The 11,807-nt window shown below is 60.3% G+C and carries 10 protein-coding genes; 2 read left to right on the forward strand and 8 right to left on the reverse strand.

Annotated elements, in window-relative coordinates; genetic code table 11:
- Positions 1 to 65: 65 nt before the first annotated feature.
- From ACA075_RS05520 to ACA075_RS05530, 3 genes are all read right to left on the reverse strand, one after another.
- Entirely contained in the window at positions 66 to 875 is an 810-nt protein-coding gene (locus tag ACA075_RS05520; protein ID WP_497297619.1) for a putative RNA methyltransferase, read from the reverse strand.
- Complete coding sequence (gene dapE, locus ACA075_RS05525) at positions 875 to 2,026, reverse strand: succinyl-diaminopimelate desuccinylase (RefSeq protein ID WP_497297620.1); 1,152 nt, start codon at positions 2,024 to 2,026, stop codon at positions 875 to 877. The genes ACA075_RS05520 and dapE overlap by 1 nt, the downstream gene beginning before the upstream one ends.
- A 214-nt stretch (positions 2,027 to 2,240) precedes the next feature.
- Positions 2,241 to 4,832: a glycosyltransferase gene (locus ACA075_RS05530; protein WP_497297622.1), complete on the reverse strand. Its 2,592-nt coding sequence runs from the start codon at positions 4,830 to 4,832 to the stop codon at positions 2,241 to 2,243.
- Positions 4,833 to 5,050: 218 nt separating this feature from the next.
- Between ACA075_RS05530 and tcdA the strand changes: the two genes are divergently transcribed.
- A complete protein-coding gene (gene tcdA, locus ACA075_RS05535) occupies positions 5,051 to 5,863 on the forward strand; it encodes a tRNA cyclic N6-threonylcarbamoyladenosine(37) synthase TcdA (RefSeq protein WP_497297623.1) in 813 nt (270 codons plus the stop codon).
- A gap of 89 nt (positions 5,864 to 5,952) precedes the next feature.
- Here tcdA and ACA075_RS05540 read toward each other — a convergent pair whose 3' ends face one another.
- The 4 genes from ACA075_RS05540 to ACA075_RS05555 form a co-directional block, all read right to left on the reverse strand.
- Positions 5,953 to 6,357, reverse strand: a complete 405-nt coding sequence (locus tag ACA075_RS05540; protein ID WP_497297624.1) for a SufE family protein — start codon at positions 6,355 to 6,357, stop codon at positions 5,953 to 5,955.
- Positions 6,354 to 7,559, reverse strand: a complete 1,206-nt coding sequence (locus tag ACA075_RS05545) for an aminotransferase class V-fold PLP-dependent enzyme (RefSeq protein ID WP_497297625.1) — start codon at positions 7,557 to 7,559, stop codon at positions 6,354 to 6,356. Before ACA075_RS05545 ends, ACA075_RS05540 begins: the two co-directional genes overlap by 4 nt.
- Before the next feature lie 146 nt (positions 7,560 to 7,705).
- Complete coding sequence (gene dapD / locus ACA075_RS05550; protein WP_219096741.1) at positions 7,706 to 8,740, reverse strand: 2,3,4,5-tetrahydropyridine-2,6-dicarboxylate N-succinyltransferase; 1,035 nt, start codon at positions 8,738 to 8,740, stop codon at positions 7,706 to 7,708.
- Between the two features lie 33 nt (positions 8,741 to 8,773).
- Positions 8,774 to 9,136: an ArsC family reductase gene (locus ACA075_RS05555; protein WP_497297626.1), complete on the reverse strand. Its 363-nt coding sequence runs from the start codon at positions 9,134 to 9,136 to the stop codon at positions 8,774 to 8,776.
- Positions 9,137 to 9,372: 236 nt separating this feature from the next.
- Between ACA075_RS05555 and ACA075_RS05560 the strand changes: the two genes are divergently transcribed.
- On the forward strand, positions 9,373 to 11,007 hold the full coding sequence (locus ACA075_RS05560) for a Na+/H+ antiporter (RefSeq protein WP_497297627.1): 1,635 nt from the start codon (positions 9,373 to 9,375) through the stop codon (positions 11,005 to 11,007).
- 23 nt (positions 11,008 to 11,030) lie between these two features.
- Here ACA075_RS05560 and ACA075_RS05565 read toward each other — a convergent pair whose 3' ends face one another.
- On the reverse strand, positions 11,031 to 11,774 hold the full coding sequence (locus tag ACA075_RS05565; RefSeq protein ID WP_497297628.1) for a M12 family metallopeptidase: 744 nt from the start codon (positions 11,772 to 11,774) through the stop codon (positions 11,031 to 11,033).
- Positions 11,775 to 11,807: the final 33 nt, after the last annotated feature.

Genomic DNA, 11,807 nt, shown 5'->3' on the forward strand with positions numbered 1-11,807 from the left:
ACTGCGGGTCTGAAAAATCCATTCGCGGATTTAGCCGGCCTCAAGCTGTTGCTCGAAACCAAAAATTATTGAAGTACGAAATAATCGTAGCGCATCGACACGGTGACCTCGAACGGCTCGGCCTGCTCGATGACCGCCGCTCGGCGTTCGGCACTGGCACGCCAGCCGTGTGGCGTCATGGCAAGCAGGTTGGCGCGATCCTGACCCTTTGAAAGCGTCAGTCTGAATTCCAGGGTTTCGCTGTGTTGCAGCGCCATGCCTTCCGGCACCAGTGCCAGATGCTTGTCGTCGGTGTACTCACGCACTTCGTCGTACAGCCGCTCGCGCAATTCCATCAGATGGCCGCTGGTCGGACCGACTTTCATCAAACCGCCACCAGGGCTGAGCAGGCGCTTGGCCTCTTCCCAATCCAGCGGACTGAAGACGCTGGCGAGAAACTGGCAGCTCCCCGAGGCCAACGGCACCCGGGCCATGCTGGCGATCAACCAGGTCAGCTGCGGGTTGCGCTTGCAGGCGCGTTTGACTGCTTCCCGGGAGATGTCCAGCGCGTAACCGTCAGCGTTCGGCAGGGCTTCGGCGATTTGCGCGGTGTAGTAACCCTCGCCACACCCGATGTCCAGCCAGCGCTGCGGTGCATATTCAGCAGCCAGTTCCGCCAGGCGCTTGGCCACCGGCGCGTAATGGCCGGCGTTCAGAAAGTCGCGACGGGCTTCGACCATGGCGAGGTTATCCCCAGGGTCGCGGCTGTTTTTGTGCTGCACTGGCAGCAGGTTCAGGTAACCCTGCCGCGCACGGTCGAAACGATGCCCGGCGGGGCAGGCCACGCCGTTGTCCACCGCGTTCAGCGGTTCGCTGCAGATCGGGCAGGCGAGCATCAGGCGAGCAACTTGATCAGGGTCTGGTAGTAGATTTCGGTCAGCACGTCGAGGTCGGCAGCCAGTACACGCTCGTTGACCTGGTGAATTGTCGCGTTGACCGGGCCCAGTTCAACCACTTGTGTGCCCATGGTCGCGATGAAGCGTCCGTCGGAGGTGCCGCCGCTGGTGGAGGCTTTGGTTTCGCGACCTGTGATGTCCTTGATGCTCGACGCCACGGCATCCAGCAATGCACCTGGTTCGGTGAGGAACGGCAAGCCGGACAGCGCCCAGTCGATGTGCCAGTCCAGGCCATGTTTGTCGAGTATGTCGGCGACGCGCTTTTGCAGGCCTTCAACGGTGGATTCGGTGGAGAAGCGGAAGTTGAACACCGCCACCAGATCGCCCGGAATCACGTTGGTCGCGCCGGTGCCGGAGTTGACGTTGGAGATCTGGAAGCTGGTCGGTGGGAAGAAATCGTTGCCGTGGTCCCAATGCTCGGCGGTCAGTTCGGCCAGGGCCGGGGCGGCGAGGTGGATCGGGTTTTTCGCAAGATGCGGATACGCCACGTGACCTTGCACACCGCGTACGGTCAGCTTGGCGCCAAGGGAGCCGCGACGGCCGTTCTTCACAACGTCGCCGACCAGCGTGGTGCTCGACGGTTCGCCGACGATGCACCAGTCCAGACGTTCCTTACGGGCGGCGAGGCGTTCAACCACAGCCTTGGTGCCGTGGTGCGCCGGGCCTTCTTCGTCGCTGGTGATCAGGAAAGCGACCTTGCCCTTGTGGTCCGGGTAGTCGGCGACAAAGCGCTCGGCGGCCACGGTCATGGAGGCGAGGCTGCCTTTCATGTCCGCCGCGCCGCGACCGCAGAGCATGCCGTGTTCGTCGATCAGCGCGTTGAACGGGTCGATCTGCCAGGCGGTCACCGGGCCGGTCGGCACCACGTCGGTGTGACCGGCGAAGCACAGCACCGGGCCGTCGTGTTTACCGTGGGTCGCCCAGAAGTTATCCACATCTTCGATGCGCATCGGTTCCAGGGTAAAACCGGCATCGCCCAGGCGCTGCATCATCTGCTTCTGGCAATCGGCGTCGACCGGCGTCACGGACGGACGGCGGATCAGGTCGATGGCGAGTTGAAGGGTCGGCGAAAGGTCGGCGTGGGCCGTCATGGAAAACTCCGGAGATCATGAATGTGGGCGCGGACTAAATGTGGGAGCCAGCCTGCTGGCGATGACGGTGTGTCAGTCAACTTAAACTGTGATTGTTACACCGCTATCGCGAGCAGGCTCGCTGCCACAGGGATTAGGAAGCGCCCCGCAAAATGGCGGTTATCTTAAAGCAAAACGGCGACCATTGGCCGCCGTTTAGTGCATCTGCGCAGATTTAGACTGCCGGTACCGTCTCGGCCTCAGGTGCCGGTTTCGGCAGCGAAGACAGGAACGCCATGATCAGCGCCGCCAGGTATGGCAGCGACTGCACCAGCAACATGGTCACCCAGAAGCGCATGTCGTTGCTCGGCATGCCGTTCACCAGGTAAATCCCCAGTGCCGCGCCCCATAACAACAGCATGATGAACACTTCTTCGCGCGCTTCCGAAATCGCCACCCAGAAGCCGTGGTTATCGGCGTTCTTCGGTGTGCGGAAAAACGGAATGCTGCTGGTGAAGAAGCCGTACAGCACCGCTTTGGCGATGGTGTGCGACAACGCCAGCCCGGCCAGCGCCGCGCAGAACGCATCCTTGAGGTTGACCCCCACCGCACGACGGTAGAGGAAGATGATCTTGCCCACCTTGAACACGAACAGCGCCAGCGGCGGGATCGCGAAAATCAACAACGGCGGATCGACCCGCTGCGGCACGATGATCATCGCCGCCGACCACAACAAGGCGCCCACGGTAAAGAAGATGTTCATGCCGTCCGCCACCCACGGCAACCAGCCCGCGATGAAGTGATAACGCTGGCCGCGGGTGAGTTCGGTGCCCTTGCCGCGCAACAGGCTGGTAGTGTGACGCTTGATGATCTGAATCGCGCCATAGGCCCAGCGGAACCGCTGTTTCTTGAAGTCGATAAAGGTATCGGGCATCAGGCCTTTGCCGTAGCTGGTGTGGTAATACGCCGCCGACAGGCCTTTTTCGAACACACGCAGACCCAACTCGGCGTCTTCACAGATGCACCAGTCGGCCCAGCCCAGTTCCTCGAGCACCGAACGCCGGGTCATGGTCATGGTGCCGTGCTGGATGATCGCGTCACGGTCGTTGCGGGTGACCATGCCGATGTGGAAGAAGCCTTTGTATTCCGCGTAGCAGAGCTTCTTGAAGGTGCTTTCGTTCTGGTCGCGATAATCCTGCGGTGACTGCACCACGGCGATTTTCGGGTCGGCGAAGTGCGGCACCATGTGCTTGAGCCAGTTCGGGTCGACGCAGTAGTCCGAGTCGATCACCGCAATCACTTCGGCATCCTTGGCGGTGTGCGGAATCAGGTAATTCAGCGCGCCGCCCTTGAAGCCGGCCAGCGGCGCGACGTGGAAGAACTTGAAGCGCGGGCCGAGGGTTTCGCAATAATCGCGCACCGGTTCCCAGACCGCCGGGTCCTTGGTGTTGTTGTCGATGATCAGGACTTCAAAGTCCGGATAGTCGAGGTTGGCCAGGGCGTTGAGGGTCTGTTTGACCATCTCCGGCGGCTCGTTGTAGCAAGGGACATGAATTGACACTTTTGGTCGGTAGTCCGATTCGCCGACCACCGGCAGGAATTCACGCCGACGCTTGTGGGTCCAGACCGCTTCGGCCAGTTCATGGGCCTCGGTCAGCAACACAATAAAGACCCCGAGTGCGCCAAGGGCAAGTAGGCCTCCGACCGTCAGGCTGAACCAGGTGCTGTATTGCAGGCTGTAGTCGTAACCGATCCACACCAGCACCGATCCGCAGAGGAAAGCGATAAAGGTCAGGAAAGTACGGCCGCGTTGACGCAGGGCCGAGCCGTCGATCATCAGCAGGGTCAGCGACAGCAGCGCCAGAACCACCGAGCCGACCGCCAGCACGCGCCATTGCGGGATCGCGACGACCGGGCCTTCGAAATTGAATTTCTGCTGGCGCGCGGCGTTGAAAACACCCCAGTAAGCGCCCACCGAACCTTCGTCGCTGGCCTTCCACGGTTGGTCAAACGCTTCGATCACGAAGTAGTTGAAACCCTGGCGGTTGAGCTTGTTGACCAGCGTGCGCAGGTAAATCGCCTGGTCTGCCGGCGACGCATCGGCGCCACCGCGCATACGGCCGTTGCTCGGCCAGCCGACTTCCGACAGTAACAGCGGCTTTTTCGGGAACATCTTTTTCAGATCGCGGGCGCGATCGAGTACGAACTGGCCGGCCTGCTCCATCGGCACATGTTCCCAGTACGGCAGGACGTGGGCAGCGATCAGGTCGACGTGCTTGGCCAGGCTCGGGTTTTCTTCCCAGACGTGCCATTGCTCGGACGTGGTCACCGGCACTTTCACCGCGGCGCGAACGCGATCCAGAATGATGCTGAGTTCCGCGGCGGTAATTTCCTTACGGAAGATCGCCTCGTTGCCTACCACCACACGAACCACACTGCGGGAGGTGTTGGCGAGTTCGATGGCGCGCAGGATCTCACGCTCGTTGCGTTCCTCGTCCGGGCTGATCCAGATACCGAGGGTGACCCGCAGACCGAATTCTTCCGCCAGCTTCGGAATGTCTTCCAGGGAGCCATCGACCGAGTAAGTGCGGATGTTGTCCGTCAGCTTGCTCATGATCTCCAGGTCGCGACGCATTTCATCGTCGGTCGGGTACTGCTCTTTTTGTGGGTACTGGCCTTGCTGGAACGGCGAGTACGAAAAGCCGGAGATCTGTTCGGGCCAGTTGGGAGCGGTAACCGGGCGATTGATCAGCGCCCAGAAGCCGGTAAACAAGGCAGCGATGGCAAGCACCACAACCAGGTTGAGTCCAAATTTACGCGATGACATAGCTATTTCAGGTTCCAAAGGCTGTGGAACGAAGGACCGGTCGGCGTGTGCCAAGGGGCGCGCATCCTACACCGGGCATTCCTAGAGCGTATAGCTGACAGGGAAATGCCTTACGTTTGGCAATCCCGTTTCGCATAAGTTCTTACACTTGTCGCGGGAACTTAGATCTTGTTGCTGTCTAGCCCTATAATGCGCGCCGGTTTTTGGGGTTAATGGTCATGAGTACAGAAGATCCGCGGTTTGCAGGCATCGCCCGTTTATATGGCATCGACGGCCTGGAGCGTCTGCGCGCAGCCCATGTGGCCATCGTCGGCGTCGGTGGCGTTGGTTCCTGGGCGGCGGAAGCCATCGCACGGTGTGGCGTGGGCGAGATTTCGCTGTTTGACCTGGATGACGTTTGCGTCAGCAACGCCAACCGTCAGCTGCACGCGCTAGACAGCACCGTCGGCAAGCCCAAGGTCGAGGTGATGGCCGAGCGTTTACGCGGGATCAACCCGGACTGCACGGTGCACGCGGTGGCGGATTTCGTGACGCGCGAGACCATGGCCGAGTACATCACGCCAAACATCGACTGCGTGATCGATTGCATCGACAGCGTGAATGCGAAAGCGGCGCTGATCGCCTGGTGCAAGCGCCGCAAGATCCAGATCATCACCACCGGCGGGGCGGGTGGGCAGATCGACCCGACGCTGATTCAGGTCTGCGACTTGAACCGGACCTTCAATGATCCGCTGGCGTCAAAAGTGCGCTCGACGCTGCGCCGGGATTATGGCTTTTCACGCACCGTGACCCGTCATTACAGCGTGCCATGCGTGTTTTCCACCGAACAACTGCGCTACCCGAAACCGGATGGCAGCATCTGTTTGCAGAAGAGTTTTGTCGGCGATGGCGTGAAGCTCGACTGCGCCGGCGGGTTCGGTGCGGTGATGATGGTGACGGCGACGTTTGGCATGGTCGCGGCGACCAAGGCTGTGGATAAGATTGTGGCGGGTGTTCGGCGGCCGGCGGATCGCATCAAGCCTGAGGTTTGAGTGGTGTGGCTGATGGCCTCATCGCGAGCAGGCTCGCTCCCACAGGAGAACGCATTCCAAGGTGGGAGCGAGCCTGCTCGCGATGGCGATTAACCAGCCAACTCATTCATCCGCTGAAGCACGGCATTGAGGCCATTGCTGCGCGACGGGGATAACTGTCTGCTAAGTCCCAACTGATTGAACCACTCAGGCAAATCCACCTGCCGTAACTCATCCGCCGACAACCCATTGACCCGCGCCAGCAGCAACGCTACCAACCCACGAATCAACCGCGCATCACTGCTCGCTGCAAACTGCCAATGGCCGTCATTCAACGAACCCACCAGCCACACCTGGCTTTCACAGCCATGCACGCGGTTGGCGTCGACTTTATCCACATCACTCAACGCCGGCAGTCGATCGCCCCATTGCATCAGCAACCGCGCCCGCTGTTCCCAGCCCGCAGCATTTTGAAAGGTTTCAAGTGCGATAACGGCGTCGGCCGGCAAGCTCATCGCAACAACTCCAGCGCCTGATCCAGCGCTTCAAAGAACCGCTCCAGGTCTTCGGAATCGTTGTACAGCGCCACCGACACCCTGATGGCCCCGGCCAGTTCGAAGCTTTTTAGCAACGGCATCGCACAGTGATGACCGGCGCGCACGGCGATGCCCTGTTCGGTCAGCAAGTGCGCCAGATCAGAGTTATGCACACCTTCGACGACAAAACTGGCCAAGGCCAGTTTCGGCTTGCCCAGCAGCCGAATGCCATTGCGCGCTTCAAGACCCTTCAACAAATAGTCATGCAGCGCCGCTTCATGGGCCGAGACCGCGTCCTGATCGAGGCCCGCGAGGTAATCCAGCGTCGCCCCAAGACCGATCACGCTGGAAATCGGCGGCGTTCCGGCCTCAAACCCCAGTGGCGCGGGGCGAAAGCGTGCGCTGTGGTAATCGGCATCCAGGACCATTTCGCCGCCGAACTGCCAATGGCGCAGCTGCGTGAGCGCTTCATGGCGTCCGAACAGCACGCCCAGACCGTCGGGGCCATAGAGCTTGTGGCTGGAAAATATGTAGAAATCACAACCCAGCGCCTGCACGTCATGGCGACCATGAACCACGCCTTGCGCGCCATCAACCACGGTTAACGCGTCGTGCGCCTGGGCCATCGCCAGCAAGGCGGGCAACGGCTGCCAGGCACCGAGCACGTTGGACAGCTGACTGACCGCCAGCAAACGGGTTCGTGGACCGATCAATTGCGCGGCAGCGTCGAGGTCGATCAAACCGTCAGCGTCCAGCGGCAGGATCACCAGTTTCAAGTCGCGACGTTGCGCCAGTTGCTGCCACGGCAGCAGGTTGGCGTGATGCTCCAGGGCGCTGATGACAATCTCATCGCCCGCAGTGAATAAATGCTCAAGGCCATAGGCCAAGAGGTTCAGCGCGGAGGTCGCGCCGTGGGTAAAGATGATCTGCCCGCATACGCCGGCATTCAGCCATTGCGCGACTTTGCTGCGGCTGGCCTCGAATGCCTGGGTGGCATGGGCGCCGGGCAAGTGTTGCGCCCGATGCACGTTGGCCGCGCCGTTGGCGTAGTAATGCGTCAAAGCATCCAGCAGGGCTTGAGGTTTTTGCGTGGTGGCGGCGTTGTCCAGATAGGTCTGGTCTTGCCGTTGCAGCGCGGCGATGGCCGGGAAGTCGGCGCGCCAGGGAGAGGGAATCATCATGCTATCGGGCCCTGGTCAACATGGGCGGGTGTACGCCTGACCTGATGGTCGGGTCTACGCCGAACCTGTAGGAGCGAAGCTTTCGGCGGCCTCAAGGGCCCCTTCGCGAGCAAGCTTCGCTCCTACAGGTGATCGTGTGACGCTGCTTAGTTGTGAGCGTGCAGCGCTTCGTTCAGTTCGATCGCCGATTTGTGGGTTTTGCATTCCACGGCACCGGTTTCCGAATTGCGGCGGAACAACAGGTCAGGCTGACCGGCCAGTTCACGGGCCTTCACGACTTTGACCAGCTGATTTTTTTCGTCCAGCAGCGCGACTTTGGTACCGGCGGTCACGTACAGGCCCGACTCGACGGTGTTGCGATCGCCCAATGGAATGCCGATACCGGCGTTTGCGCCGATCAGGCAGCCTTCGCCGACCTTGATCACGATGTTGCCGCCGCCCGACAGGGTGCCCATGGTCGAGCAACCGCCACCCAGGTCCGAACCCTTGCCGACGAAGACGCCAGCCGACACACGACCTTCGATCATGCCCGGGCCTTCGGTGCCGGCGTTGAAGTTGACGAAACCTTCGTGCATTACGGTGGTGCCTTCGCCGACGTAGGCGCCCAGACGAATACGTGCCGCGTCAGCGATACGCACACCGGCCGGCACCACGTAGTCGGTCATTTTCGGGAACTTGTCTACCGAGAACACTTCCAGCAACTCGCCGCGCAGACGGGCTTCCAGTTGGTGCTCGGCCAGTTCGGCCAGGTCGATGGCGCCCTGGCTGGTCCAGGCCACGTTCGGCAGCAGCGGGAACACGCCCGCCAGATTCAGGCCGTGCGGCTTGACCAGGCGATGGGACAGCAGGTGCAGTTTGAGGTAAGCCTCAGGCGTGGAAGTCAGTTGAGCGTCTTCGGCCAGGATGGTCGCGACCAGCGGCTTGTGGCTCTCGGCCAGACGGGTCAACAGTGCGGCTTGTGCAGCGTCGACGCCTTTCAGCGCTTCAGCCAGTTGCGAGGCCTGAGCGGTACTGAATGCGATGGCCTGATTGCCTTCGGTGTAGCCCAGAATCGGCGCGATGGCTGCGACCAGTTCGGCCGACGGGTTAAGCAGTGGCTGTGCGTAAAACACCTCCAGCCATGCGCCTTGACGGTTTTGAGTGCCGACACCAAAGGCCAGGCTGAACAGGGTAGTGGACATGTAAATACCTCTAACAAAATTGAACGGGCAGGCTTACTTGAGCGCCGCCGCGTAGATATCTGGCTTGAAGCCAATCAGGGTTCGGTCACCGAGATCGAGCACCGGGCGCTTGATCATCGAGGGTTGTGCGAGCATCAGTTCGATTGCTTTCGCTTGGTCGAGATCGGCTTTGCGTTCGTCATCGAGCTTGCGAAAGGTCGTGCCTGCACGGTTCAACACCACTTGCCAGCCGTGCTCGTCGCACCATTGGGTCAAGTGTTCACGGTCGATTCCGGCCGCCTTGTAATCATGGAAGTCATAGCTGACAGCGTGTTCATCGAGCCAGGTGCGTGCCTTTTTCATGGTGTCGCAGGCTTTGATGCCGAAAAGGTGCAACGTTTTGCTTGAAACGGTCAAGGAATTGCCCCCTTTGCAGGTGCTGGAAATAAAAGGTGAAGGATTATGCCATGACCGGACGGTTTCGCGTCGGCCACGGTCGTTAAGTCATCGCAACCCCTGTGTGAGCCAGTTCGCTCCCACAGGCGTTGTCAGGCAGTTCGCGATTGCATGCGACATTGGTGCAACGGTCAGCCCGCAGTCTAAGCGGCTAATATGGCACTTCAATGCTGTCGATTGCCTGGGAACCGCGCTTTATGCAAACCGCCTACACCGTCCTGATCCTGCTGATGCTGGTCGGCGTTTCACGCCTGATCGGACGGGTGATCCCGCTGCCGTTGCCATTGGTACAAATTGCCGCGGGTGCGGTGCTGGCCTGGCCGACCCTGGGGCTGCATGTGGCGCTGGATCCCGAATTGTTCCTCTTTCTGTTCCTGCCGCCGCTGCTGTTCTCCGACGGCTGGCGTATGCCAAAACGAGAACTGTGGCGCCTGCGCGGGCCGATCCTGACCCTGGCGGTGGGGCTGGTGTTGTTTACGGTGGTCGGCGCCGGCTATTTCATTCATTGGTTGTTGCCGAGCATTCCTCTGCCGGTGGCCTTTGCGCTGGCGGCCGTGCTGTCGCCGACGGATGCCGTAGCGGTCTCGGCGATTTCTCAGAACCGCTTGCCGACGCCGCTGATGCACATGCTGCAAGGCGAGGCGCTGATGAACGATGCCTCGGGCCTGGTGACGTTCAAGTTTGCGTTGGCCGCAGCGGTAACCGGCGTGTTTTCACTGGCCAACGCCAGTGTGACGTTCGTGTTGGTGGCGGTTGGCGGCCTGGCCGTGGGCGTGGCGCTGAGCTGGCTGGTCGGGCGTTTGAGGTCGTGGATGATCGCTCGTGGCTGGGATGATCCGGCGACCCACGTCGTTTTCATGTTGCTGCTGCCGTTTGCCGCCTACGTGCTGGCCGAGCGCCTTGGCGCCTCGGGCATTCTGTCGGCGGTAGCAGCGGGGATGATGCAGAGTTGGCTCGATCTGCTGCCGCGCCAGACGAGTACCCGGCTGCTCAACCGCAGTGTCTGGTCGTTGCTGGAGTTCGCGTTCAACGGCTTGATCTTCCTCCTGCTGGGCTTGCAGTTGCCGGACATCATCAAGGCGGTGGCCAGCCACGAGACCTCGCTGTGGCCGACCTTGCTTTACCGCTGCCTCGACGTGGTGGTGATTTTTCTGGTGCTGCTGGTGTTGCGCTTTGTCTGGGTGCAGAGCATCTGGCGTTTGTCGGTTCTGCTGCGGCGATTGCGCGGCAAAGGCGAAATGACTCAAGTGCCGACCGCGCGCTCCTGCTGGTTGCTGACGGTCGGCGGCGTGCGCGGAGCGGTGACACTGGCGGGCGTGCTCTCGGTGCCGCTGCTGATGGGGGGTGATGCGTTTCCCGAGCGGGATCTGCTGATCTTCATCGCCGCCGGGGTGATTCTGCTGTCCCTGATAGCCGCCTGCATCGCTTTGCCGCTGTTGCTGCGCGGCATCGAAAAAAGCCCTGACGACAAGCGGCGCAATGAAGTGCGTGAAGCCTGGCGAAAAACCGCAGAAGCGGCGATTCATGCGCTCGAAGCCGAAGAGGCCACTCCCCAGGACGCCGCTCAGTCCGCGTTGGCCGCCGAACTGAAGGCGCGGATCATGTCCGAGTATCGCCATCAACTGGACGTGTTCAATGATTCGGCGGAAGCCCAGGCACTGGCATTTCAGATGGACTTGCTGGAGCGGCGTTTGCGGTTGAAGGCGCTGCGAGCGCAGCGCCTGGAGTTGTACAAGCTCAGCCGTCATCACCAGATTGGCGATGACGTGTTGCGAGAAGTGTTGGGGGAGCTGGATTTGAGTGAGGCCAACCTGGGTCAAGTGAAGTCCTGAGCGAATGGGCGACCTGACGGTTTTCAGCGTGGGTAAACCGAGCTGATGAACTTGATGTCTTGCTCGGACAGTTGGTTGTTTTGAGGGACTTCGACCTTGTCCCACATGACACTCGCGGGAAAGGCGTAATGCATGATTGATTTCGGGTCATAAGGTGTTTGACGGATCTGGCGGTCATCAAATTTTTTCAGGACGTTCCGGTAAATCTCTTCTTCGGTCCAGCCGTGTTTTTTGAATTCGCGATAGAGGGCAGGTAGATTCCAGTCCAGCGGCGCATCGGGATGTTGATGCTCATGTTCAACCCCAAGGGCATGACCAAACTCATGCATAACGGCTACCGTGAAAAAAGGAGACAGGTAGTCGGTGCCCAGCACCATTGTGGGCAGATGCGGGAGAATGTTTTGTGCGTCTGTCCCAATGACAGAGCTGTCTGCACCATCGCTCAGGTGAGACAGTAATATTCGTATGTCGCCGTTATACAACTCGTCGTTATCGTCCAGTTCGATGAATTCAAAGTTCAGGTTTACGTGGGGCGCCCATTGGTTGATGGCGGCGACGACAGTCTGAAACATGGCTTCGTCATAGCGAGTGATAGCAATGCGCAGCGTTTGTCCGCTGGTCCAGAATTTGGTAGGCGCCGCGACGCTTCGTGCTGAGTGGGATAGGTAGTTGCCACTCGCCTCGTTATCGGGGGCTTCGGAAGCGTTAATAGTAGAGCCAGCATCGTTGAGGTCGTACATGCGACAGCAGGGTTTTGGAATATTCATTTGTTATCGCTACTTGTGGGTGTTAAATAGTTT

The sequence above is a fragment of the Pseudomonas sp. LBUM1663 genome (assembly GCF_059695905.1).

Excerpts from the sequence above, each read along its gene's own strand:
- ACA075_RS05540 (WP_497297624.1), bottom strand. The coding sequence starts at position 6,357 with ATGAGCTTGCCGGCCGACGCCGTTATCGCACTTGAAACCTTTCAAAAT.
- dapD (WP_219096741.1), bottom strand. The coding sequence starts at position 8,740 with ATGTCCACTACCCTGTTCAGCCTGGCCTTTGGTGTCGGCACTCAAAAC.
- ACA075_RS05560 (WP_497297627.1), top strand. The coding sequence starts at position 9,373 with ATGCAAACCGCCTACACCGTCCTGATCCTGCTGATGCTGGTCGGCGTT.
- ACA075_RS05530 (WP_497297622.1), bottom strand. The coding sequence starts at position 4,832 with ATGTCATCGCGTAAATTTGGACTCAACCTGGTTGTGGTGCTTGCCATC.
- ACA075_RS05520 (WP_497297619.1), bottom strand. The coding sequence starts at position 875 with ATGCTCGCCTGCCCGATCTGCAGCGAACCGCTGAACGCGGTGGACAAC.
- dapE (WP_497297620.1), bottom strand. The coding sequence starts at position 2,026 with ATGACGGCCCACGCCGACCTTTCGCCGACCCTTCAACTCGCCATCGAC.
- ACA075_RS05545 (WP_497297625.1), bottom strand. The coding sequence starts at position 7,559 with ATGATGATTCCCTCTCCCTGGCGCGCCGACTTCCCGGCCATCGCCGCG.
- ACA075_RS05565 (WP_497297628.1), bottom strand. The coding sequence starts at position 11,774 with ATGAATATTCCAAAACCCTGCTGTCGCATGTACGACCTCAACGATGCT.
- tcdA (WP_497297623.1), top strand. The coding sequence starts at position 5,051 with ATGAGTACAGAAGATCCGCGGTTTGCAGGCATCGCCCGTTTATATGGC.